We start from the raw sequence: 23395 nt of genomic DNA on the forward strand, positions 1-23395 counted from the left end.
TTCCGCCTCAAGCCGCGGCGTGCGCTTCCTCGCCCTCGCCCTTGGACACCACAGCCGCCAGCATCAAATCGCCGGTGACGTTGAGCGTGGTCCGGCACATGTCGAGGAAACGATCGACGCCGAGGATCAGGCCGATGCCTTCCGGCGGCACCCCGACCATGCCGCAGATCAGCGCGACCACCGGCAGCGAACCGGCCGGCACGCCGGCAGTGCCGATGCCGCCGAGGATGCACACGAACATCACCGTCACCTGCTGCGCCAACGACAGGTCGACACCGAAGAACTGGGCGAGGAACAGCACGGTCACGCCCTCGAACAGCGCGGTGCCGTTCTGGTTGGCGGTGGCGCCGACGGTGAGCACGAAGCGCGAGACGTTCTTCGGCAGGTGCAGTTTTTCCTCGGCCACGCGCAGCGACACCGGCAGCGTGGCGTTGCTCGATGCGGTGGAAAACGCCATCACCATCGCTTCCTGCACGCCGCGGAAGAATTTCGGCGGCGACCAGCCGCCGAGGAACTTCAGCATCAGCGAATAGACCACGAACAGGTGGATGGCCAGCGCCAGCACCACCACGCCGACGTAGGCGCCGAGCGAGCGCAACAGGTCCCAACCGAACAGCGCGGCGAGGTTGAACATGAAGCAGAACACCGCGTAGGGCGCGAGCCGGATCACCAGCCCGATCAGGGTCATCGACACGTCGAACAGGCCCTGGATGCCGCGCAGCAGGGTTTCGGTCGCCTGCGTGCGCGTGAGCACCAGGCCGATGCCGAGCATCAGCGCGAAGAACATCACCGCGAGGATGGTGTTCTCGGCCGCGGCCTTGACCACGTTGTCCGGCACGATGCCGAGCAGCATGTCCAGGCCCTTGGGCTGCGCGCCGGTGCTGCCGACGATTTCCTTCGCGCGTTCGGCGCCCTGCGCCAGCATCGATTGCGCGGTGACCGGATCGACGCCGCCGCCGGGACGCAGCCAGTTCACCAGCACCAGGCCGAGCACCACCGCGATGCCGGAAGCGACGACGGTGTAGCCCAGCGTCTTCCAGCCAACGCGGCCGAGCGAACGCACGTCGCCCATCTCGGCGACGCCGATGATCAGCGCCGAGAACAGCAGCGGGATCACCAGCATGAAGATCAGGCGTAGGAAGATGGTGCCGAGCGGCTGCGTGATCCACGTGGTCAGCCACTTCACCCAGCCCGCGTCCGCGCCCGAGGCGTAGTGCGCGATCAGGCCGAGGGCGAGGCCGGCGACGAAGCCGATCGCCATCTTCGCGTGCAGCGGCATGCGCTTGCGTGCGGTGGTCGTCTGTTCCATGCGCGGCTCCGGGGCGAATGGCCGGAGCTTAGCAAACGCGGCGATCAGCCCGGCGGATACAGCGGCGGCAGCAGTTCCTTCGCCTTGGCCGTCGCGGCCTTCCAGCGCGGCCCGCGCTTGAACGCGGAACGCAACGCCGCAAGGGCCGATACAATGTTGCCATCGCCCCAGCGCGCGCGTTGCAGCGCATCGACCGCGGACTGCTGTGTGGCATCGTCGAGTTTCGCGCGCACGCCGTCGAGGTCGGGCGCATTCGCCGCCACGCACAAGGCTTGCGAAATCGCTTCAGGATCGCCCTTCGCCAATGCCTGTGCGAGCGCGGGCTTGTTCGAACGCGCAGCGTCGGGCTTCGGCTTCGCATCGACCTGCGCTTCGACCGGCGGCGTCGCGCGATGCAGGCCCCACCACAACGTGGCCAGCCACAGGAATGCGAACACGACCGCCGCCAGCGCCCACGGCCGCACCGCACCCTGCACGAACGGCAAGCGCAGCCCGTCGCGCGCGGTGTCGTTCGCAGCGGGATTCGCGGCAACCGGTGCCGCATTCGCCGCGTTCGGACCATTCGCGCCCGGCGCGACCCGCAGCACGATGTCCGGCAGGCTCGCGGTGCGCGCGACGCCCGCGCGCACGTCCCACCACGCGATGCGCGGCCCCGGGATGCGCAGCGTTCCCGCCCGTGCGGGCACGATTGAGAATTTCCGCGTCAGCTGCACCTGCGGACGCCCGCCGTCGAAGTTGTCGCGCGCCTGCACCGGATCGGCGAATACCTGCGCGCCAGCGGGCGCGGCCAGCGCGAGTTCCGGCATCTGCGCGGCGCTGGCGCCGTCGGCATCTGCTTCGACGGTGACGGTCGCGGCTTCGCCGGCGCGCGCCGATTGCGGCGTGGACAGGTAGCGCAGCGTGAGCGAGCGCAACGGCAGCCACGGCTGCGGCGCGTTCGCCGGCGGCGGCTGCACCGACAGCACGCGTGGCGCGCCGTTGGTGCGCAGGTCCTTGCGTCCGTCGCCGAACAGGTCGTCGAAGAAACCGCCCACGCCCTGCCCGCTGAAACGCGCGCCGGGAATCGTCAGTGCGCCGCTGCGTTCCGGGATCAGCAGGAAGCGGCGTTCGACCACGGTGTAGCGACGCCCGCCGATCTCGCGCGTGTACTGCAGGTCGTCGCCGACGCGCTGCATGGTCGCGCCGTCGGGCGGATCCTGGTCGAGTTGCCCGGAGACCAGCGGCGCGGCCGAATACAGCCGCAATACGTAGCCAACCGCTTGCTGCACGTAGGGCGATTGCGCGTCTGCCTCGGCTTCGATGAAAACGGCATCGCCGGCATGCGCGACCGGCGAGGCCGCGGCCGGCGTGACGATCAGGCTCAGCGGCTGCGTGCGCTCGCGGCCGACGATCAGCGCGGGAATGCCGATCACGCCATCGCGGTGCGGCTGCAGCGCGACCGCGAACAGCACCTTGGTGGTGCTGGTGCCGTTCACCATTTCGAACTGGCGGCTGCTGCTGTTGCCGCTGACGTCGAAATCCGCGGTGAGCGGCGAATAGTCGGGCGAATCCAGCGTCGCCTGGTCGGTCTCGATGTTCAGCGTCGCGGTTTCGCCCGCGGCGATGCGGTCGCGGTCGAGCCATGCGCGCGTGGTCGCCTGCGCGGCGAACGCGCACAGCGCGAGCATCGCGCAAAGCAGCAGGCGCATTCCGTGCTTCGCCATCAATCGCCTCCCTGGCCGTGCCTGCGTTCGTATTCCAGCCGGAACTTCGCGCGCAGCAATCCGCCCGGATCGTCCGGGACGCGCCGCAGCCACGCCTCGCTGGCGATGCGGCGTTCGCGCTCGGCTTCGGTTTCCGGATGCTCGCGCGGCTGCGAATCCGGTTGCCCGGCCTTCGCCTTGCGCTGCAACGCCTGCTGCATCCGCTGGCGTTGCGCTTCGTCGGCGCGTTGTTGTTCCTGCGGGTTTTCCGGCTTCTGTTGCTGCGCCGGTTGTTGCTGGTTGCCGTTGGCTTGTTGCTGATTCTTGTTCGGATTCTGTCGCTGCTGTTGCGGCTTTCCGTTCTGCTTTTGCGGATCGCCCTGTTCGTCCTGCCCCGGGTTCGGCTGGCCTTGTTGTCCCGGCTGCTTGTTCTGCTGCTGTTGCTGCCTATCGCCCTGCGGGGGCTTGCGCTTCAACGCCGCTTCCACTGCGTTGCGGTTGGCGATGGCGTCGGCCATGCCGGGATCGAGCTTCAAGGCACGATCGTAGGCGGCGATGGCCTGTTCGTAATCGCCCTGCTTCGCCAACGCATTGCCATAGTTGTACTGGCCCTGCGCATCCGGCACCCCGCCGTAGGATTTGGCCGCACCGACGTAATCGCCTTTGCGATAGGCCTCGGCGCCCTGTTGCATGCGCGAATACGCCTGCTGGTCGGTGCGTTTCCACAACGTACCGCCCGACGGCAGGCCATCCGCCGCATGCGCGGGCAGCATCGGCAATGCGAATGCGCAGGCGAGCACCACTGCAAACGCGCCGCCGCGGCGGAACAGCAGCAGCGCGAGCAGCAGCAAGGGCGGCAGCAGCCAGAAACCGCCATCGATGCCGATGCTGGATTTCTTGCCCTGCGCGGCCATCGCGCCGGCCTGTTGTGGATCGAGTATGCCGAGCGAACGCAGGTCGTCGTCGCCGGCTTCCGCGGCGGCGTAGCGGCCGTTGCCCGCGGAGGCAAGCGCTTGCAGGCTGCCCGCATCCAGTGCGCTGTGGCCGATGCTGCCGTCGGGGCGTCGGTAGGCCGCGCCCGCAGCGGTGCCGAGGCCAAGCACCGACACGCGATAACCCGCGCGCGCCGCGTTCGCGGCTTCGGACTTCGCGTCGTTGTCCGCGGCATTGCTGAGCAGCAGGATGTCGCCCTCGGTGAAGCCGGCCTGCTTCAGCAAGGAGACCGATCGCGAAATCGCATCCGCGGCATGGCTGCCATCGACCGGCATGACGTCCGGCGACAGCGCATCGAGGAACAGCGCGACATTCGCCGCATCGTCGGTGAGAGGCGCGACGGTATAGGCCTCGTTGGCGTAGGCGACCAGCGCGACCTGCCCGCCCGCGCGTTCCTTCAGCAGTTCCGCGATCTTGGCTCGTGCCTGCAGCAGTCGCGATGGCGGCAGGTCGTTGGCGAGTATCGGACTCGACAGGTCGAGCGCGACCACCAGCGGCGCGCGCGTCTGCCACAACGGCTGTGCGCGCTGGCGCCAGCTCGGGCCGGCGAGCGCGAGGATGGACAACGCGAGCACGGCGAGCGCGAGCCACGGTGCGCGCGCATCGCGTCCGCCTTCACCTTCGAGCAAATGCGAAAGCAGATGTGGATCGACCACGTCGCGCCAACCGCTGCGCTTGCGTTGCCGCGCGCGCCATACCCAGACGATCAGCGGCAACACGAACAACGCCAAAAGCCACCACGGGCGCAGGAACTGCAATGTCGGCATGAACGCGCTCATGCACGCCTCCGCCGCGGCCAAGCGACCGCGAGCAGACCGCAGGCCAGTGCCGCACCCAGCGGCCACGGATAGCGTTCCACCCGCGGGCGTACCGCTTCGCCGGGGCGATCCACCGGTTCGATGCGTTCGATTTCGCGATAGATCCCGGCGAGGTCGTCGGTGTCGCGCGCGCGGAACGCCTTACCGCCGGTGAGGTCGGCGATGCGCTTCAAGCCGGCTTCGTCGGTGGTGTCGTCGCCGCCCGGCATCTGGATCGGCACGCCGAATACCGACAGGCCCGCGCCGTAGCCGCCGAAGGCGATGGTGTGGATGCGCACGTGGTTGTCGCGCGCGAGTTCGGCGGCCTTCGTTGGATCGAGCATGCCCGCGGTGTTGACGCCGTCGGTGAGCAACACCACCACGCGTTCGCCCGCAGGCTGTTTCGCCAAGCGCTTCACCGCGAGGCCGATCGCGTCGCCGATGGCGGTTTCGCGCCCGGCCATCGCCACCGCGCTGTCCTGCAATTGCTGGCGCACGGTGTCGTGGTCGAGCGTGAGCGGCGTGAGCACATAGGCGCGCAGGCCGAACACGATCAGCCCGATGCGGTCGCCGGCGCGGCGCTGCAGGAAATCCGCGATCACCGCCTTGGCCGCGGTCAGGCGATCGACCGTCGTTCCGCCGAGCGCCATGTCCTCGTCGCTCATGCTGCCTGAGAGATCCACCGCGAGCATGAGGTCGCGTCCTTGCTGCGGCGGCTGCAGCACCGGGCCGAGTTGCTGCGGCCGCGCCGCAGCCACGCACAGCAGCGCCCACGCCAGCCACGCGAGCAAGCCGATGCCGCGCGCGATCGCCGGCCCACGCGTGCCGGCGATCGCGGACAGGCGATCGCCGTACGGAACCTTCAATGCCGCACCCGCATCGCGTTTCGGCGGCAGCAGGCGACGCGCGATCCACGGCAGCGGCAAGGCCAGCAACCACCATGGCCAGGCGAAGCCCGCGAACGACGGCAGCAATGCGGACAGCCACGCGCTCACTTGCGCGCCCCCATCCAGCGCAGGAAGCGATCGCGCACGATTTCGCGCAGGCCTTCGATTTCCGTTTCGCCGACATCGCGGCGGAAACCGCCATCGCGCAGCAGCGCGCCGGCACCGGCGACGAACACCGGTTGCGGCAGGCCGCGATCGAGGAAGCGCAACCATTCCTCGCCTTCGAACCGATCTGCGTCCGGATCGATGCGGCGCGAGGCGCGGCGCAGTTGTTCCGACATCGCCGCGATCTTCGCGGCCGGGGTTTCGGCCGCTGAAACCGCATCGTCGAACAGGCGCGCGATGGCGGCGCGCCGCAACTTTTGTCGACGCCGCCACCACGCCCATGCGGCGAACGCGAGCAACAACGCCGCGAACAGCATCCACCAGCCCGGTGCCGGCGGCCACCACGACGGCGGCGGCGGCTGGTGGATGTCGCGCAGGATGAGGGTCGGATCGCTCATGCCGCGCGCGCCCCGCCCAGCAGCGAGAGCCATGAATCGCTGGGCGCATCGCCGGCGAGCAACTGCACGCGCACCCCGCGCGCCGGCAATTGCTGCAAGGCGGCTTCCACCGGCGCCATGAAGGTCCCGTGCCAGCGCTGGCGTTGCGCCGCAGTCGCGAGGTCGAGTTCGATCCGCGCATGTTTGCCGCCGTCGCCGGTCGCGAACGGCAGCGCGGCCTGCGGCGGCTGGCGTTCCAGCGCATCGACCAGCAACAACAGGATCACTTCGTTGTGCGCGGTCAGCGCAGGCCAGCGTTGCGCTGGGATCGCGGCCACGCTCGCCGGATCGGCAAGCACGACCAAGCGCGAACCCGGACGCAGCAATCGGCGCGCATGGTCGAGCGCGACCGCGAGGCCGGCATCGTCGTCCGGCGGCTTCGCGTACCAGCGCACCAGCGCGTCGAGTACGCGCAACGCACCGCGCGGACCCGCGGCAGGAGGAACCGGCGCTTCCCTGGTCGAACCGCGCAACGCGGCGATGCGGTCGCCGTCGCGCACCGCGATCCACGCCGCGACCGCACCGGCGCGCGCGGCCTGCACCGACTTGAAGCGCGTGCGCGTGCCGAAGTACAGCGAGGGCGCGGTATCGGCGACGAGCAGGGTCAGCCGTTCGCGTTCGGCCTGGAATAATTTCGTGTGCGGCTTGCCGCTGCGCGCGGTCAGGCGCCAGTCGATGTGGCGCGCGTCGTCGCCCTGTGCGTATTCGCGCGATTCGGCGTATTCCATCCCGCGCCCGCGCATTGGCGACAATGCTTGTCCACTGGTGCCGTGGCGCCCGCGCTTCGGCGGCCGCCGCCCCAGCGCTGCGGCGCGCAGCGCAACCAGTTCGGCCAGCGTGGGTGTAATGCCGGGGTTGGGGGCTTGGGACTGGGGTCTGTTCAAAGCTCAGTATCTCCGGCGAGCATCCCCGCGCGGACAATCGCGATGCGCGCGATTCCCGATCTCCAACCCCCAGATCCTGGTCCCGAGCCCCCGCTTCACGGCAGCGGTACCTGCCGCAGCAGTTCCGCAACGAGCTTCTCACCGTCCCAGCCTTCGGCGGTCGCCTCGTAGCTCGGCAACACGCGATGGCGCAGCACGTCGGGCGCGATGGCGCGCACGTCGTCGGGTGTGACGTAGTCGCGGCCGGCGAGCCACGCACGGGCGCGGGCGCAGCGTTCCAGCGCGATCGAACCACGCGGGCTCGCGCCCCAGGCGATGCGCTCGGCCAGTTGCTTGTCGTAGCGCGCCGGCGTGCGCGAAGCGAGCACGAGTTCGACGAGGTAGCGTTCCAGCGCGGGCGCGACATGCAGGTCGAGCACGGCCTGGCGCGCGGCGAACACATCGGCCAGCGGCATGCGCGCTGGCGTCGGGTGGGTGGTCCGCATCGCCTCACGCGCGCGTTCGCGCGCGAGGCGCAGAATTTCGGTTTCGGTTTCGGCCTCGGGATAACCGATGCGCACGTACATCAGGAAGCGGTCGAGCTGTGCCTCCGGCAACGGGAACGTGCCTTCCTGCTCGATCGGGTTCTGCGTCGCCATGACCAGGAACAACGGCGGCAACGGATAGGTATGGCGCCCGACCGTGACCTGGCGTTCGCCCATCGCCTCGAGCAGGGCGGACTGCACCTTGGCCGGCGCGCGATTGATCTCGTCGGCGAGCAGCACGGGATGGAAGATCGGACCCGGCTGGAATTCGAAGCGGCCTTCCTGCGGCCGCCAGACCTCGGTGCCGGTCAGGTCGGCTGGCAACAGGTCGGGGGTGAACTGCACGCGGGAGAAATCCGCCTCCAGTCGCGCCGCCAGCGCGCGGATCGCGCTGGTCTTGGCAAGGCCAGGCGCGCCTTCGACCAGCAAGTGGCCATCGGCCAGCAGCGCGATCAGCAGGCGTTCGACCAGCGCGGACTGGCCGACGATCTCGGCGGACAATCCATCGCGCAAGGCGCGGAAAGCGTCGTGCAGGCGGGAGGTTTCGGGGCTGGAACTGTCCATGCGCGGCGCTCGGGAACGTGGGGCGACGCGAAGACCGCGCCGGGGCCCAGTTTGACCCGTTCCCGCCGCGCGGGTTCCAGTGCCATCAGTCCGGGTTCATGTGCGATGGCCAGGACGGGACTACGGAAACGACAACGGGCCGTTTCCGGCCCGTTGCATTCAAAGCGTTGGCGAACGTCAGTTCGGGCGCTGCGCGACGCGGATCACCTTCGGCGTCACGAACACCAGCAACTCGGCCTTGCTCTTGGTGTGGTTGCGGTTCTTGAACAGGTTGCCGAGGATCGGGATATCGCCGAGGAACGGGATCTTCGACAACGAATTCTGGTCCTTGAACTCGTACACGCCGCCCACGACCACGGTCTGCCCGTCGTCCACCAGCACCGCGGTCGTCACCTCGCGCGTGGCGATCTGCGGTACCTGGCCGACGCCGGTGTTCACGTAACCAGACAGGTCGTCCTTCTGCAGGTCCATGTTGAGGAAGATGCGGCCATCGTTGGTGATGGTCGGGGTGACCTTGAGCTGCAGCACCACGTCCTTGAACTGCACCTGCGGAACGTTGGCGTTGTTGCCCGCAGTGACGGTGATGTAGCCGATCTGGTCGCCCTGCTTGATCAGCGCTTCCTTCTGGTTGCTGGTCACGATGCGCGGGTTGGAGATGATCTCGCCGCGGCCTTCGGTCTGCATTGCGGACAGCTCCATATCCAGGAGGTAACCCGCATTGAGGATGGAGAGCGCCAATGATCCGCTGCCAGCCAGCGCCGACGGCAGGCTGCTCATGAGCCCGCGGGTGATGGTCGGGGACTGGAGGACCGGCGGGATCGGTGCCGAACCGCAATCGCCGCCGGTGCAGTTGTTGTAGGCATCCAGCGCGGCCTGGTAGGTATTCAGCGCGGCCTGGTTGGCCTGGTTCGTCGTGTATTGCGATGTGCGGGTGGCACTGTTCGCATCGAGATTGCCGCTGAAATAGGCATTGTTGTTGCTGCCACTGACGCCGAACTTGGCGCCGAGTTCGCGCGCGAAGCTTTCGTTCGCGATCACGATGCGCGCCTCGATCACCACCTGGTCGACCGGCTTGTCGAGCTTGTTCACCAGGTCGCGGATCGCGGCCACGCGCTGCGGGATGTCGATCACCAGCAGGGTGTTGGTGCGGCGGTCGAAGCTGATGCTGCCGCGCGGCGAGAGGAAACCGCGCTGGGATTCGCCCGATCCGCCGCCGCCCTTGCCGTTCTTGGCGTCGTCGGTCAGCAGCTTGGCGATGTCCTCGGAGTTGCCGTAGTTGATCGGGATGTACTCCGTGATCATCTCGGCGCTGTTTTCCAGCTTGACCCGCGCTTCGGCTTTGTCCTGCTCGTACTTGGCGATCTCGGACTGCGGCGCGACCCAGACGACGTTGCCGCTCTGGCGCTTGTCGAGGCCCTTGGCCTGCAGCACGAGGTCGAGCGCCTGGTCCCAGGGCACGTTGACCAGGCGCAGCGTGACATTGCCCTGGACGGTATCGGCAGCGACCACGTTGAGGTTCGATTCCTCGGCGATCAGCTGCAGCACGGTGCGCACCGGCACGTCCTGGAAGTTGAACGTCACCGGGCGGCCGCTGTAGTGAGGGGCGCCATAGGCCGATGCCTGCGCGCCCGAAGCCACCGTGCCGGACACGGCGCCGACGGCGCGGTTCGCGTTCGGGGTGGCGGCTCGAGGCACGATTTCGACGATGTAGTCGCGGCCGGTCTGGTAGGCGAGCGATTCGAACTGCCCGCTCGTGCTCAATTGCAGTTGCGCGCCATGGCCGGTCTGGGCGGCATCGATGCGCTGGACCGGGGTGGCGAAATCGGTGACGTCGAGCGGTTTCTGCAGCGTCGCCGGCAACTGCGCGTTGCCGATGTCGACCAGCACCGAACTGCCTTGCGTGCGCAGGTCGGGGGCGGCGCCGTCACCACTGAAGTGCAGGATGAGGCGGCCCGCGCCGCCATCGCCACGCTTGAAGTCGATGCTGGAGATCGACACCGTCGACGGCAGGCTCTTGGCCGGGTCGACCGCGACGGCGTTCGTCGTCTGGTTGCCGGTAGCGGGCGCGGCCGAGGCGGTCGTGCCGAGCGCGGCGCACAAGCCGATCGCGATGCCGGCGAGACTTGCCCTCAGTGGCAGGGGACGCGCGGCAGGCCGCAGGCGTTGGACGTTGGTAACGGTCATCGTGCTAACCCCCAGTCATTGATCTTCGAGCGCAAGCGTGGCGGGGCGTTCAAGCCAGCCCCCCGCCCCGTCCGGCACTAGTTCGACGAGTTCGATGCGGTCTTCGTGGATTGCGGTGATGCGGCCATCGTTCTGGCCCATGTAGGCACCAGGCCTCACGCGGTAGGTGACCTTGTCCGGCGCCATGACCAGCCCGATCATGCCGGGGCCGGTACCGATGGTCCCGACCATGTCGAGGCTGTCGAGCGGAAACTGCTCCAGCGCCTGCCTCGGCCGGTTCGGATCGGGTCGTGGGCCGCTGCCGCCGCTCTCGTCGGTAAAGGCGTTGCTGAAGGGATCGCGCAGGTTCTGCGCGGCATATTCGAAGGTTTCGAACTGCTGCATGACCGGCAGCGGATCGAGCGCCGGCGCCGGCCGCGCCTTCACGTCTGCAACCCACTTTTCGAGGTTCGGCGCGTTGCCCGGCGTGCTGTCGATGCCACGCGTGCACCCCGCGAGCGCCAACGCAGCCAGCATCAGGACGGGGATGCGCATGAGGATCTTGCTCATGTCACTTGCCCCCCTTCGGCTTGGGCTTTGACTTCGCGGCTTGCGCTTCCTGCGCCTTGGTTTCGTCTTCGTCGAGGTAGCGGTAGGTCTTCACCGTGCCCGCGAGTTCCAGCGCGGAATTGGGCTTGATCGAAGTGGATCCGTTCGCCGGCTTCAGGGCGATATCGTGCATGGTCAGGATCACCACGCGCGGCAACGAGGCCACGCCGCTCACGAACGCGCCGAACTGATGGTAAGTGCCGACGAGGCGCAACTGGATCGGCTTCTCCGCGTAGAACTCCTTCGGCGTCTCCGTTCCCGGCTGGAACAGCTTGTTCTGCAAGCCGGTCGCCAGCGCGGTCTGCGAGATGTCGACGATCAGGTCCGGCATTTCGGTCTTGCTCGGCAGCTGGCGCAGCATCTGCTGCAGTTGCTGCTCCATCTGCGCGAGTTGCTGCTTGAGCGGCTCCAGGTTCGCGGCGCGGCCCTGCTTGGTCTCGAACTCGGCGCGCAGACTGGCTTCCTGGGCATCCAGGTTGGCCAGTTCGTCGCGCTTGCCGGTGACCCAGAACCACCAGACGAAGCCGATGATGACCAGGGCGAGCAACACGCAGAACCCGATCTTGAACTCGCGCGGCCATGCGCCGGTGTTGTTGAAGTCGAGGTCGCGGATCGACATTTTCTTCTTCACGATGCGGCTCCTCCCGTTGCGGGGGCGGCATTCGTGGCCGGGGCCGCGGGTGCCGGGGCCGCAGGCATCGTGCTCGCCGGCGTGGTCGCGGCGGGAGCGGCAGGCTGGGCTTCCGCCGCCGCTTCGGGCTGGTCGGGCACGCCGTCGCCGTCGCTATCCTTGGGCGCGTTCGGATTGGCCAGCGTCACCGTCAGCCTGTAGACATACGGCAAGCCTGGGTCGTCGCCGCCCTTCGCCTCGATGATCGACAGTTCCGGCTTGGTCATCCAGCCCGCGCCCTCGAGGTTGCGCATGTAGGTGGAAACGCGCGCGTTCGATTGCGACCGGCCTTCGAGCGTGAGTTTGTCGCCATCTTGCTTGAGCGAAGTCAGGACCACCCCGTCGGGAATGGTCCGTACCAGCGAATCGAAGAGGTGCACCATCTGCGAACGGTTCGCCTGCAACTGCTCGATCACTTCCTTGCGCGCCAGCAGCTTGGCCTTCTTCTGGTCCAGCTCCTCGATCTCCTTGATCTGCTTGTCGACCTGGGAGATCTGGTCCTTGACGTAGGCAATGCGCGCGTTTTCGCCGTCGATCTGGCGGTTGTAGTAGTTGACGAGCAGGAACGACAGCAGCACCGCGCCCAGCGCCGCGACGCCGAGCATGGCCGTGAATTCCTTCTGCCGCTGCTTGCGGCGCTCGACGCGCCATGGGAGGAGGTTGATCCGTGCCATCAGTCGAAGCTCCTCAACGCGAGCCCGCAGGCGATCATCAGGGCCGGGGCGTCCTGGGCCAGCGCGTGCGCCTGGACCCGCGGCCCCAGCGACATCTGCGCCAGCGGATTGGCGACGACGGTCGGCACGCCGAGCTGTTCCTCGACCATGTCGGCGATGCCCGGGATCGACGCGCAACCGCCGGCCAGCACCACCTGGTCGACGCGGTTGAACTCGCTACCGGCGTAGAAGAACTGCAGCAGGCGGCTGACCTGCTGGACCAGCGCTTCCTTGAACGGCTCCAGCACCTCGATTTCGTAGCTTTCCGGGAGGCCGCCCTGGCGCTTGGCCAGGCCCGCCTCTTCGTAGCTCAAGCCGTAGCGGCGCATGACCTCGTCGGTGAGCTGCTTGCCGCCGAACACCTGCTCGCGGTTGTACAGGCTGCGCCCGTTGCGGAGGATGTTCAGCGTCGTCATCGTCGCGCCGATATCGACCAGCGCGACGATGCCGTCGCGCGGCACGCGCAGGGTATCGGCGACGAGGGCGAAGGCGTTCTCGATCGCGAACGCCTCGACGTCCATGACCCGCGCGCTCAAGCCACCGAGCTCCAGCGCGGAAGCGCGGGTTTCGACGTTCTCCGAGCGCGACGCGGCCAGCAGGATCTGCGCCATCTCGGCGTTGCCGGGCATCGGGCCGAGCACCTCGTAATCGAGGTTCACTTCCTCGATCGGGTACGGGATGTAATTCACCGCCTCGAGCTCGACCTGGGATTCGAGTTCGTCGTCGTCCAGCTCGGCCGGCATCGGGATCACCTTGGTGATCACCGCGGAACCGGCCACGGCGGCGGCCGCGAACTTGGCCTTGCTGCCGGAACGGGCCACGGCGCGGCGAATGGCATCGCCGACCGCCTCGACTTCGACGATGTTCTTTTCGACCACTGCATTCGGCGGCAGCGGCTCCACGGCGTAATGCTCGACCCGGTAGCGATCCCCGTTACGGGACAGCTGGAGGAGCTTGACCGCCGTCGAGCTGATGTCGACGCCGACCAACGCCGGTTGGCTTTTCGTGATCAGTCCCACGTTTCTCCCCTTCTCACGGGCGCTTACGCGCACAACGTGTCCCGTTGCATTAAATAACGGACTTTTCACGGTCTGGCAATCCCCCCGGTGCCAGCCCCCCTACCGCGCCCCTCGCCCAGATCCAACGCGACCCCGGGCCCCACTCGGCCGTCCCCCGGATCGGGCCTTGCGGCCAGACTCTATACTGCCCCCCCTTGTTCCCTGCAATCCGAGCACCAATGCCCCGTTTTCGCAGTCTGCTCCGGTGGGCCTTGCTGGGCGCCCTCGGGCTGGCCGTCCTGGGCCTGATCGCCGTCGGCACCCTGTACTACATGGTTTCGTCCCGCCTGCCGGACGTGGCGACCCTGCGCAACGTCGAATTGCAGGAACCGATGTACGTCTATGCCCGCGATGGCCGGCTCATGGCCATCTACGGCGAAACCCGGCGCTACCCGGTGCGCATCGCCGAGGTACCCGAACGGGTCAAGCAGGCCTTCATCGCGGTCGAGGACAACCGCTTCTACCAGCACCACGGCGTCGACTACAAAGGCGTCGCACGCGCGGTCTGGTTGCTTGCCACCACCAACGACAAGCGGGTGCCCGGCGGCTCCACCATCACCCAGCAGGTCGCGCGGCAATTCTTCCTGAGTTCGCAGTACAGCTACACGCGCAAATTCGCGGAAATGCTGCTGGCGATGAAGATGGAACGGGTGCTGTCCAAGGACGAGATCCTCGAGCTCTACCTCAACAAGAGCTTCTTCGGGAACCGCGCCTACGGCGTGGCCGCGGCTTCGGAGTTCTACTACGGCAAGCCGCTGGCGCAGTTGAGCCTGGACGAAGTCGCCTCGCTCGCCTCGATCCCGAAATTCCCCTCCAGCGGCAACCCGATCAGCAATCCCGAGCGCGCGCGGGAACGCCGCGATTACGCCCTCGGGCGCATGGCCGACCTCGGCTTCATCCCACGGTCGGAAGCGCAGGCGGCGCAGGCGGCGCCGATGCACGCCAGCCCGCACGAACGCAAGCCGGAGGTATACGCGCCCTACGTCGCGGAAATGGTCCGGCGCGAAATGCTCGCGCGCTTCGGCGGCGACGTGCTCAACAAGGGCTATCACGTCACCACCACCATCGACCCGGCGCTGCAGGCCGCGGCGGACAAGGCGGTGCGCGACGGCCTCACCACCTACGACCATCGCCACGGCTGGAACAAGCCAGAACAGCATTTCGAACTCGCCGACGGCGACGGCGCGGCCGAAGCCGCGGCGCGCATCCGCGCGGTGCCGGCGGAAGGCGGGCTGCTGCCCGCGGTGGTGTTGCGCAGTGCCGGCGGCGGCGTGGAAGTGGCGCTTGCCGATGGCAGCACCGCGATGGTCGGATCCGATGCCGCGCGCTGGACCGGCAAAAGCGCGGCATCGCTGGTGGCGCGCGGCGACCTCGTGCGCCTGCGCCCGGTGTTCGCCGCCGATGCGCCGGCCGGTTCCGCGCCCAGCGGTTACCAACTCGACCAGATCCCGCAGGCGCAGGCCGCACTGGTGTCGCTCGACGCCGACAACGGCGCGTTGCGCGCGCTGGTCGGCGGCTACAGTTTCGCCGGCAACAAGTTCAACCGCGCGACCCAGGCGCGGCGCCAGCCGGGTTCCAGCTTCAAGCCGTTCGTGTACGCGGCGGCGTTCGAACGCGGCTTCAACCCCGCTTCGATCGTGCTCGACGCGCCGGTGGTGTTCAAGGATCGTCGCGGCCACATGTGGCGGCCGCAGAACGACAGCGGCAACTTCGCCGGCCCGATGCGCCTGCGCGAGGCGCTGGTGCAATCGCGGAACTTGGTGTCGGTGCGCCTGCTCGATGCGATCGGCGTGGATTACGCACGCAAGTACATCAGCCATTTCGGCATCGACGAATCCGCGCTGCCGCCGAACCTGTCGATGTCGCTGGGCACCGCTTCGCTCTCGCCGATCACCGTCGCCGGCGGTTACGCGGTGTTCGCGAACGGCGGCTTCCGGGTCACGCCGTGGTTCATCGACAACGTGCGCGACCGCGACGGCAAGGTCGTGTTCCAGGAAAAACCGCCGACCGCCTGCCGCAGTTGCGCGGTTGCCGCGCAACCGGGCGCGGCGCCGGTGCAGGTATCGAACGTGGTCGATGGCTTCAACCTCGGCCCCGGCGGTTCGGCGCCCAAGCCGGCGACCGCGAAACCGCAGGCGAACGCGACCACGACGGCCACCGCCGAACCGGCAAAGCCGACCGACGGCGTGCTCGCGCCGCGCGCGATCGACCCGCGCGTCGCCTACCAGATCGTGTCGATGATGCGCGACGTGGTCCAGCGCGGTACCGGCACCGCGGCGAAGGTACTCGGCCGCGAGGATGTCGCCGGCAAGACCGGTTCCACCAACGACCACCGCGACGCATGGTTCTCCGGGCTGGGCGGGCCGTACGTCACCACGGTCTGGGTCGGTCGCGACGACTTCAAGTCGCTGGGCTACCGCGAATACGGCGGCAAGGCCGCGTTGCCGATCTGGATCGACTACATGCGCTCCGCGCTGAAGGACCAGCCCATCGCCGCCAACGATCCCCCCGAAGGCATGGTCAAGGTGTCGGTCAGCGCCGGCGGCCGGCTGCTGCCCGCGGGCAGCGGCGGCATCACCGAGTACGTGAAGGCCGAGGACCTCGAGCGCATGGAAAGCGTGGTCGATTACGACCAGGAACAACAGGACGCGGCGCCGGACGAGGAATCGTTCGACATCTTCTGAGCGGGCGTCACGCGCTTGCCGCTTCTCTTGCGCTACAGTCGTCTCCGGGTTCGACCGGAGACGCGCCATGCACCGCGCACGCCAGCACGCCGAAACCCGCACCCACGAGCGCCGCACGCGCCTGGCCCAGGAAGCCGCGCGGTTGATGGCCGTCGGCGGCGTCCGCGACTTCCACCAGGCCAAGCTCAAGGCCGCCGAACGCCTCGGCATCCACGACGATGCCTCGCTGCCGCGCAACCGCGAGATCGAGGACGCGTTGCGCGAATACCAGCGCCTGTTCCAGGGCGACGCCACCGCCGATGCGCTGCAACGGCGGCGCGACGCCGCGCTGCACGCGCTGGAGTTCTTCGCCGCGTTCGACGCGCGCCTGGTGGGGCCGGTGCTGGAAGGCACCGCGGACGCGAACACGCCGGTCGCCTTGCATCTCTACAGCGACGATGCCGGCGCGGTCGCGCGCTGCCTCGACGAGCGCGGCATCCCGGCCGAGGCGCGCGGACGCCGCGTGCGCCTGGACCGCGAACGCGATTTCGACGCCGAGGTCTGGCTGTTCTCGGCTGATGGACTCACGTTCGACCTGACCGTGCTGCCGCGCGACGCCTTGCGCCAGGCGCCGCTGTCGCCGGTCGACGAGAAACCGATGCGCCGCGCCTCGCTCGCGCAGTTGCGCGCATTGTTGGCGGAAGCGGAAATCGCAGGTTACGAAGGCGAATCCCGCTAGCGCGCCATCAAGGCCTCGATCTCGTCGGCGCTGCGCGCGAGCTTCTGCGTGAGCACGCGATGGCCGTCGCGGGTGATCGCGACATCATCCTCGGTGCGGATGCCGATGCCGCGCCACTTCGTGGCGACGCTCGCATCGTCCGGCATGACGTACAAACCGGGCTCGACGGTCAGCACCATGCCCGGTTCGAGCAGGCGCGATTCGCCGTCGAGGCGGTAGTCGCCGACGTCGTGTACGTCCAGGCCGAGCCAGTGCCCGGTCTTGTGCCGGTAGAAACGCTTGTAGCCGCCGTCGGCGATGTTCTTCTGCAACGTGCCCTTGAGCAGGCCAAGTTTCAGCAGGCCTTCGGTGAGCGATTCCACCGCGGCCGCGTGCATGGCTTCGTACGGCACGCCCGGCCGCGCCTGCGCCAGCGCGGCGGCCTGCGCCGCGCCGACCACGTCGTGCAGCGCGCGCTGTTCCTTCGTGAATCGCCCGTTCGCCGGGAACGTGCGGGTGATGTCCGAGGCGTAGCCGCGATGCTCCGCGCCGGCATCGATCAGCACCAGGTCGCCGTCGCGGATCGACGCGTTGTTGGCGACATAGTGCAGCACGCAGGCGTTGGCGCCGGCGCCGACGATGCTGCCGTAGGCCGGCACCGCGTCGGCGCGACGGAATTCGCGTTCGAGTTCGGCCTGCAGTTCGTATTCCTGCATCCCGGGCCGCACCGCGCGCATCGCCGCTTCGTGCGCGACGATGGCGATGTCGGCGGCGCGCTGCATCAGCTTCAGTTCCTCGGCCGACTTGAACAGGCGCAGTTCGTCGAGCAGGTGGCCGAGTTCGAGGAATTCGTGCGGTGGTTGCGCGCCGTGGCGCACCTGTTCGCGCACGCGATTCAACCAGCCGATCAGCTTGAGGTCGAAATCGGTGTCGCGACCGAAGTGGTAGTAGGCGCGCGTGCGGCCTTCGAGCAGGCCGGGCAGGATGTCGTCGAGGTCGTCGATCGGATACGCGTCGTCGAAACCGAGCGCCTCACAGGCGCGTTCCGGGCCGAGCCGCGGTCCGTCCCAACCTTCGCGTTCCGGGTCGCGTTCGCGGCAGAACAGCAGCGCCTCGCCGTGCGCGCGACCGGGCACCAGCACCAGCACCGCGGACGGTTCCTCGAAGCCGGTGAGGTACCAGAAGTCGGAATCCTGCCGGTATGGGTAATGCGTATCGCGGCTGCGAATGCGCTCGGGCGCGGCGGCGAGCACGAGGATGGCGTCGTCGCCGGCGATGCGCATCAGCTGCTTGCGGCGGCGCGCGAACATCGCGCTGGCTTTGGCGTGCGCGGCCATCGTCAATGCATGCTGCGGCGGTGGCGCGGGCCCAGCACGCAATCGCCGTGCAACAGCAGCGCGGCGACGCGGATGAACTCCGCGATTTCGACCAGCGCGGCTTCGTCCTCCTCGTCGCCGTCGTCCTGCGGCGTGGCCGCGGCCAGCTTCGCGATATCGGCGAGCGCTTCGCCGCCTTCTTCGGACAGCGGCGGGTTCGCGCCCGCGGACAGGCCGAAACCGCCGAGGAAACCGCGGCACCAGTCGAACAGGCTGCCGCTGCGATCGGCGAGGCTGGCATCGTCGTCGGCAACCAGCAGGTCGAGCGCGAAGTTGCGCGCGTCGAGTTGTTCGACGGCATGGTCGCGCAGGCGTTGCAGCGGCGAGTCGGAGGCGGCTTGCGGCAGCGCCGGATCGGCCATCACCGCGGCGAGCCAGTTGCCGTCGGCGCTGCCGCCGCCGGCGAGCCAGCCGAGCAGCGCGCCCTGCAGTTCGGATGCCGTCGTGGCGAGCCCGAGCGAGCGGATGGCTTCGTCGATGTCGCCCCGGGACGGCAATGCGTTGGTCATGGAAACGGTCCCCGGAAGCCGTGTCGAAGTGTAGCAACTGCGCCCACCGCCTTCGCCGCGGCCGCTTGTTGCCGCGAACGGCGCACGCCTACACTGGCGCATGTCCGCGAACGCCCCGTCCGCAGCCCGGATCCTGGTCCTGGCCGCATGCGCCGCATGCTTGGCGTTGGCCGCGGCATGGCCCGCGCACGCTGCGGTTCGCGACATCCATTTCGTGCGCGCCGGCAGCGAACTCGGCCTCGCCCAGAGCACCGTGACCGCGCTGGCGCAGGACGCCAACGGCTTCGCGTGGGTCGGCACCCAGGGCGGGCTCAGCCGTTACGACGGGCAACGCTTCGTGTCCTTCCACGAGATCGCGGACGATCCAGCCAGCCTGCCCGACAACTTCGTGACCGCACTGGCCGTCGACGCCGACAAGGGACTCTGGGTCGGGACGCGTTCCGAATACGTCTCCCGGCTGGATCTCGACAGCGGCCGCTTCCATCGTTATCCGCGGGCCGGCACGAATTCCCCGCGGGTGGAAGCCCTGCTGCCCGTGGCCGACGCGACATGGATCGGCACCAGCGCCGGGCTCGACCGGCTCGATCCGCGCGGCAGCCGCGTGACCCGCGTCCTTTCCCTGCCCGGACGCGGTGTCGACAGCGGCTTCCAGGGGCTGGCGCGCGACCGCCACGGCGATGTCTGGTATGCGAACCGCGCCGGCCTGTTCCGGATCGGCGCCGACGGCCGCGCGACGCGCGTCGGGCCGGTGCAGCCCATGCTGGCATTGCGCATCGACCGCGCCGGTCGCACGTGGGTGGGCGGCGATGGCGGCCTTTATCTGCTGCGCAACGGCGACAGCCTGCAGCAGGTCTGGCCACAGGCCATGGAGGGCAACGGTGCGACGCGCGTGCAGTCGATCGCGGAAGCGCCGGACGGCAGCCTGTGGCTGTCGATCGTCGGCGCCGGCTTGCGCCGCTTCGATCCGCAGACCGGAGCCGCGAGGGCGCTGAGGCAGGACGAGCGCGACCCGGCCGGCCTGCCGGAAGACATGGTCAATGCGCTGATGGTCGATCGCTCCGGCCTGCTCTGGGTCGGAACGCAGTTCTCCGGTCTCGCCATCGCGGACTCGCGCGGCGCGCCGTTTCCCTTCATCGACTTGCGCTGGACGACGGGAGCCGCGCGCGGCCCGGTCGCCAGCGGCAGCGTGCGTTCGATCGCGCAGGACGACGCCGGTTTCCTCTGGGTCGGCACCGACGACGGCCGCTTGCTGCGCATCGATGGCTCCGGCACCCCGGAAGACATGAGTGGGCTGCTGGAATCGGTCGCGGGCGATGCCCTGTCCCGACGCATCACCGGCATCGCGCGCACTCCCGACGGCAGGCTCTGGCTCGGCAGCATGGCCGGCCTGTTCGTGCTCGATCCGCGGCAGCCGTCCGCGCATGCCGTCGATGTCGCCGGCTACCCGCGCCTGGCGCTCCGCAGCCTGCTTCCGGCGCGCGATGGCGGACTCTGGCTCGGCAGCGACCATGACGGCCTGATCCATTTCGACATTTACGGAGGCGCGCCGCGGCAATTCCAGCTTCACGGCGCGCATCCTGCCGGCGCGGCGACACAGCCGGCGGTACACGCGCTGCTGGAGGCGCGCGACGGCACGCTCTGGATCGGCACCGGCCACGGGCTGGAAGCGCTCGACCCGCGCACCGATCGGCACCGTGCATTCCACGACACCCCCGGCCAGCCAGGCAGCCTCGGCGACGACCTCGTGCGGGCGCTGGCGGAAGACGGCAAGGGCCGGCTCTGGGTCGGCACCAATGCCGGCTTGGTCCTCGCCTCGCCCCGGCCCGGCGGCGACGTGCAGTTCGCACCGGTCCCGCTGGCGCTTTCGCCCGCCTCCCCCAGCGCGGTCTACAGCCTGGTCGCCGACGCGCGCGGGATGCTCTGGGTCGGCACCAACCAGGGCCTGCTGCGCCTCGATGCCGATCGCGATTCGTCGACGGCATACGGGCGCGCGGACGGCCTGCAGGACCTCGAGTTCAACGGCGGCGCCGCGTTGCGGCTCGCGGACGGACGGCTCGCCTTCGGTGGCATCCGCGGCCTCAACGTGTTCGATCCGCAGCGCGCGACGCGCGGCCTGGTGCAGCCGCCGCGATTGCTCGAAATCGGCATCGGCGAACGCGCGGGTGCCGACATGTCGGTCGCGTGGAACCCGGGCACGATCGAACTCCCCCAATCGGCGGGGCTGTTGCGCCTGCGCGTCGGCGGCCTCGACTACATCGATGCCGGCCGCGTCCGCTACCGCCACCGCATCGAAGGCGTCGATGCGCAGTGGATCGACAACGGCAACAACCCCGACATCACCTACACCCTGTTGCCGGCCGGCAACCACGTGCTGGAGGTCCAGGCCAGCAACCGCGACGGCAGCTGGTACACGCAGACCCTGCAGGTCCCGATCCACGTGCAGGCGCCATGGTGGCGCCACCCGTTGGCGCTGTTCGCCTACGCATTGTTCGCCGCGATCGCACTGCTGCTGGCATGGCTGCGCTGGAAGCGGCAACGCTTGCGTGAACAACGCTTCTACCGCGAACTGCACGAACGCGAGGAACGGCTGAAGCTCGCGCTGTGGGCGTCCGGCGAACAGTTCTGGGACTACGACCTCGAAAGCAAGCGCTTGCTGAGGCTGCAACCGGACGACCATTCCGATCCGGAAACGCCGCTCGAGATCCGCGTCGACCAGGAACACAGCGTGCATCCGGACGACCTGCCGCAGGTGCTCGATCGCCTGCGCGAACACCTGCGCGGGGATGCGCCGCTGTTCCAGTCCGAGCACCGGGTGCGCACGGCCCACGGCTGGACCTGGGTGCGGGCGCGCGGGCGCACGGTCGAACGCGATGCGGACGGACGCGTGCTGCACATCGCCGGCACCGCACGCAACATCACCCGCAGCCGGCAAGTGGATCGCGAACGCCAGATCGCGGCCGAGGTGCTGCGCAGCATGAACGAAGCGGTCTCGGTGCTGGACCGCGATTTCCGCTTCATCTCGATCAATCCCGCGTTCACGCGCATGACGGGCTATTCCGAGGCGGAAGTCATCGGCCGCGGCGCGGAACTGCTCAATACCAGCCAGCACGAACCCGAGTTCTACCTCGCCATGCGCCGCCACCTCGCCGAACACGGCGGCTGGTCCGGCGAGATGTGGCAGATGCGCAAGGACGGCGAGGAATTCCTGTGCCTGGTCGAGGCCAACGCGATCCGCGACGCCAGCGGCCGCCCGCAATTCTTCATCGGCGTGATCAGCGACATCACCCACCGCAAGCGCGCCGAGCAGGAACTGCGCTACCTCGCCAACTTCGACACGCTCACCAACCTGCCCAACCGCACCCTGCTCGCCGAGCGCCTGTCGCGCGCGATCGTGCGCGCGCGCAGGCAGGACGGCCGCATCGCGGTGCTGTTCCTCGACCTCGACCGTTTCAAGGACGTCAACGATTCGCTCGGCCACGCCGCCGGCGACCGCATCCTGCGCGCGGCCGCGCTGCGCTTGCAGCGCACCATCGGCGAACAGCACACGGTGGCGCGGCTGGGCGGCGACGAATTCACCGTGGTGCTCGAGAACCTCGCTGGCCCCGACGACGCCGACCGCGCCGCGCGCGAGATCATCATGGCGTTCGAAGCGCCGCTGCAGATCGACGACCTGCAGGAAATCTCGATCTCGCCGTCGATCGGCATCAGCCTGTACCCGGACCACGCGCAGGTGCCGACCGACCTGCTCAAGCACGCCGACACCGCGATGTACCAGGCCAAGGCTGCGGGCCGGCGAACCTTCGTCCGCTACGACGAGCAGATGGACGAGGCGGTGCGCCGCCGCGCCACGATCGCCAGCGCGTTGCGCAAGGTGCTCGACCGCGAGGAGCTGCGGGTCGTGTACCAACCGCGGATGTCGGTGCACGATTCGCGCATCGTCGGGGTCGAGGCGCTGTTGCGCTGGACCAGCGCCGAGCATGGCGAAATCCCGCCGACGACCTTCATCCCGCTGGCCGAGGAAAGCGGGATGATCCTCGAGATCGGCGAATGGGTCCTGCGCGAAGCCTGCCTCACCCTGCAGCGCTGGCGCCAGCACGGCGGGCTCGAGGGCATCAGCATGGCGGTGAACGTGTCCGCGCTGCAGCTCTCGCGCGGCGACCTGCCCGCGGTGGTGGAACGCGTGCTCGCCGAAAGCCGGCTGCCGGCGGAACGACTGGAACTGGAACTGACCGAAAGCGTGATCATGGCCGGCACCGACTACACCTCGCGCCGTCTGGAAGCGTTCCGCAAGCTCGGCGTCTCGCTCGCGGTCGACGACTTCGGCACCGGCTATTCCTCGCTCGCCTACCTCAAGCGCCTGCCGATCACCACGCTCAAGATCGACAAGGAATTCGTGCGCGACATCACCCACGATCCCGATGACGCGGCGATCACCACCACGGTCATCGCCATGGCCCACGCGATGGAACTGAACGTGGTCGCCGAGGGCGTGGAAACCGAGGCGCAACTGCGCTTCCTGCACGAACACGGCTGCGACGAGATCCAGGGCTACTGGCTGTCGCCGCCGCTGGAGGCGCAGCGCTGCCTCGCCTTCCTGCGCAACTGGTCGCCGGCGACGGCTTCCGGACGGGCGCAGGCCGCGCCTTGACCACCCGCCGGCACCTGCCTATCGTG

17 protein-coding genes are annotated in these 23395 nt (G+C 68.7%); 3 read left to right on the forward strand and 14 right to left on the reverse strand.

Annotation, left to right across the window (positions count from 1 at the left end; translation table 11 throughout):
* Window positions 1-7: 7 nt before the first annotated feature.
* From FNZ56_RS07075 to FNZ56_RS07130, 12 genes are all read right to left on the reverse strand, one after another.
* Window positions 8-1309: a dicarboxylate/amino acid:cation symporter gene (locus FNZ56_RS07075; RefSeq protein WP_143879166.1), complete on the reverse strand. Its 1302-nt coding sequence runs from the start codon at window positions 1307-1309 to the stop codon at window positions 8-10.
* Between the two features lie 44 nt (window positions 1310-1353).
* Window positions 1354-3012 carry a BatD family protein gene (locus FNZ56_RS07080; RefSeq protein WP_143879167.1) on the reverse strand — a complete coding sequence of 553 codons (1659 nt, stop codon included), beginning with the start codon at window positions 3010-3012 and terminating at the stop codon, window positions 1354-1356.
* Window positions 3012-4763, reverse strand: coding sequence for a VWA domain-containing protein (locus FNZ56_RS07085; RefSeq protein WP_143879168.1), 1752 nt, complete (start codon window positions 4761-4763; stop codon window positions 3012-3014). The genes FNZ56_RS07080 and FNZ56_RS07085 overlap by 1 nt, the downstream gene beginning before the upstream one ends.
* The gene (locus FNZ56_RS07090; RefSeq protein WP_407070511.1) at window positions 4760-5794 is read right to left on the reverse strand and encodes a vWA domain-containing protein; all 1035 of its coding nucleotides are present in this window, start codon (window positions 5792-5794) and stop codon (window positions 4760-4762) included. The genes FNZ56_RS07085 and FNZ56_RS07090 overlap by 4 nt, the downstream gene beginning before the upstream one ends.
* Window positions 5773-6231: a DUF4381 family protein gene (locus tag FNZ56_RS07095; RefSeq protein ID WP_143879170.1), complete on the reverse strand. Its 459-nt coding sequence runs from the start codon at window positions 6229-6231 to the stop codon at window positions 5773-5775. The genes FNZ56_RS07090 and FNZ56_RS07095 overlap by 22 nt, the downstream gene beginning before the upstream one ends.
* Complete coding sequence (locus FNZ56_RS07100; RefSeq protein ID WP_407070487.1) at window positions 6228-6998, reverse strand: DUF58 domain-containing protein; 771 nt, start codon at window positions 6996-6998, stop codon at window positions 6228-6230. Before FNZ56_RS07100 ends, FNZ56_RS07095 begins: the two co-directional genes overlap by 4 nt.
* Window positions 6999-7249: 251 nt before the next feature.
* Window positions 7250-8242 carry an AAA family ATPase gene (locus tag FNZ56_RS07105; RefSeq protein WP_143879171.1) on the reverse strand — a complete coding sequence of 331 codons (993 nt, stop codon included), beginning with the start codon at window positions 8240-8242 and terminating at the stop codon, window positions 7250-7252.
* Window positions 8243-8419: 177 nt separating this feature from the next.
* The gene (locus FNZ56_RS07110; protein WP_143879172.1) at window positions 8420-10426 is read right to left on the reverse strand and encodes a type IV pilus secretin PilQ; all 2007 of its coding nucleotides are present in this window, start codon (window positions 10424-10426) and stop codon (window positions 8420-8422) included.
* A 15-nt stretch (window positions 10427-10441) separates the two neighbouring features.
* A complete protein-coding gene (locus FNZ56_RS07115) occupies window positions 10442-10975 on the reverse strand; it encodes a pilus assembly protein PilP (protein WP_143879173.1) in 534 nt (177 codons plus the stop codon).
* A gap of 1 nt (window position 10976) precedes the next feature.
* Window positions 10977-11648, reverse strand: a complete 672-nt coding sequence (gene pilO / locus FNZ56_RS07120) for a type IV pilus inner membrane component PilO (RefSeq protein WP_407070512.1) — start codon at window positions 11646-11648, stop codon at window positions 10977-10979.
* Complete coding sequence (locus FNZ56_RS07125; RefSeq protein ID WP_143879174.1) at window positions 11642-12358, reverse strand: PilN domain-containing protein; 717 nt, start codon at window positions 12356-12358, stop codon at window positions 11642-11644. Before FNZ56_RS07125 ends, pilO begins: the two co-directional genes overlap by 7 nt.
* The gene (locus FNZ56_RS07130) at window positions 12358-13416 is read right to left on the reverse strand and encodes a pilus assembly protein PilM (protein ID WP_143879175.1); all 1059 of its coding nucleotides are present in this window, start codon (window positions 13414-13416) and stop codon (window positions 12358-12360) included. The genes FNZ56_RS07125 and FNZ56_RS07130 overlap by 1 nt, the downstream gene beginning before the upstream one ends.
* A 218-nt stretch (window positions 13417-13634) precedes the next feature.
* Here FNZ56_RS07130 and FNZ56_RS07135 point away from each other — a divergent pair, with 218 nt between their 5' ends.
* Entirely contained in the window at window positions 13635-16139 is a 2505-nt protein-coding gene (locus FNZ56_RS07135) for a penicillin-binding protein 1A (RefSeq protein ID WP_143879176.1), read from the forward strand.
* Between the two features lie 67 nt (window positions 16140-16206).
* Entirely contained in the window at window positions 16207-16857 is a 651-nt protein-coding gene (locus tag FNZ56_RS07140; protein WP_143879177.1) for a hypothetical protein, read from the forward strand.
* On the opposite strand, the gene FNZ56_RS07145 is transcribed toward FNZ56_RS07140, so the two are convergent.
* Both FNZ56_RS07145 and FNZ56_RS07150 read right to left on the reverse strand, forming a co-directional pair.
* Entirely contained in the window at window positions 16854-18173 is a 1320-nt protein-coding gene (locus tag FNZ56_RS07145) for an aminopeptidase P N-terminal domain-containing protein (protein ID WP_143879178.1), read from the reverse strand. The genes FNZ56_RS07140 and FNZ56_RS07145 overlap by 4 nt on opposite strands.
* Window positions 18174-18175: 2 nt before the next feature.
* Window positions 18176-18721, reverse strand: coding sequence for a UPF0149 family protein (locus FNZ56_RS07150; RefSeq protein ID WP_143879179.1), 546 nt, complete (start codon window positions 18719-18721; stop codon window positions 18176-18178).
* Window positions 18722-18821: 100 nt separating this feature from the next.
* Between FNZ56_RS07150 and FNZ56_RS07155 the strand changes: the two genes are divergently transcribed.
* Complete coding sequence (locus tag FNZ56_RS07155; protein ID WP_143879180.1) at window positions 18822-23369, forward strand: EAL domain-containing protein; 4548 nt, start codon at window positions 18822-18824, stop codon at window positions 23367-23369.
* Window positions 23370-23395 lie beyond the last annotated feature (26 nt).

The sequence above is a fragment of the Lysobacter lycopersici genome, from assembly GCF_007556775.1.
Lineage (GTDB): Bacteria > Pseudomonadota > Gammaproteobacteria > Xanthomonadales > Xanthomonadaceae > Pseudoluteimonas > Pseudoluteimonas lycopersici.

Excerpts from the sequence above, each read along its gene's own strand:
- FNZ56_RS07075 (WP_143879166.1), bottom strand. The coding sequence starts at position 1,309 with ATGGAACAGACGACCACCGCACGCAAGCGCATGCCGCTGCACGCGAAG.
- FNZ56_RS07125 (WP_143879174.1), bottom strand. The coding sequence starts at position 12,358 with ATGGCACGGATCAACCTCCTCCCATGGCGCGTCGAGCGCCGCAAGCAG.
- FNZ56_RS07145 (WP_143879178.1), bottom strand. The coding sequence starts at position 18,173 with ATGGCCGCGCACGCCAAAGCCAGCGCGATGTTCGCGCGCCGCCGCAAG.
- FNZ56_RS07155 (WP_143879180.1), top strand. The coding sequence starts at position 18,822 with ATGTCCGCGAACGCCCCGTCCGCAGCCCGGATCCTGGTCCTGGCCGCA.
- FNZ56_RS07105 (WP_143879171.1), bottom strand. The coding sequence starts at position 8,242 with ATGGACAGTTCCAGCCCCGAAACCTCCCGCCTGCACGACGCTTTCCGC.
- FNZ56_RS07115 (WP_143879173.1), bottom strand. The coding sequence starts at position 10,975 with ATGAGCAAGATCCTCATGCGCATCCCCGTCCTGATGCTGGCTGCGTTG.
- FNZ56_RS07150 (WP_143879179.1), bottom strand. The coding sequence starts at position 18,721 with ATGACCAACGCATTGCCGTCCCGGGGCGACATCGACGAAGCCATCCGC.
- FNZ56_RS07100 (WP_407070487.1), bottom strand. The coding sequence starts at position 6,998 with ATGGAATACGCCGAATCGCGCGAATACGCACAGGGCGACGACGCGCGC.
- FNZ56_RS07135 (WP_143879176.1), top strand. The coding sequence starts at position 13,635 with ATGCCCCGTTTTCGCAGTCTGCTCCGGTGGGCCTTGCTGGGCGCCCTC.
- FNZ56_RS07080 (WP_143879167.1), bottom strand. The coding sequence starts at position 3,012 with ATGGCGAAGCACGGAATGCGCCTGCTGCTTTGCGCGATGCTCGCGCTG.
- FNZ56_RS07110 (WP_143879172.1), bottom strand. The coding sequence starts at position 10,426 with ATGACCGTTACCAACGTCCAACGCCTGCGGCCTGCCGCGCGTCCCCTG.
- FNZ56_RS07095 (WP_143879170.1), bottom strand. The coding sequence starts at position 6,231 with ATGAGCGATCCGACCCTCATCCTGCGCGACATCCACCAGCCGCCGCCG.
- FNZ56_RS07085 (WP_143879168.1), bottom strand. The coding sequence starts at position 4,763 with ATGAGCGCGTTCATGCCGACATTGCAGTTCCTGCGCCCGTGGTGGCTT.
- FNZ56_RS07140 (WP_143879177.1), top strand. The coding sequence starts at position 16,207 with ATGCACCGCGCACGCCAGCACGCCGAAACCCGCACCCACGAGCGCCGC.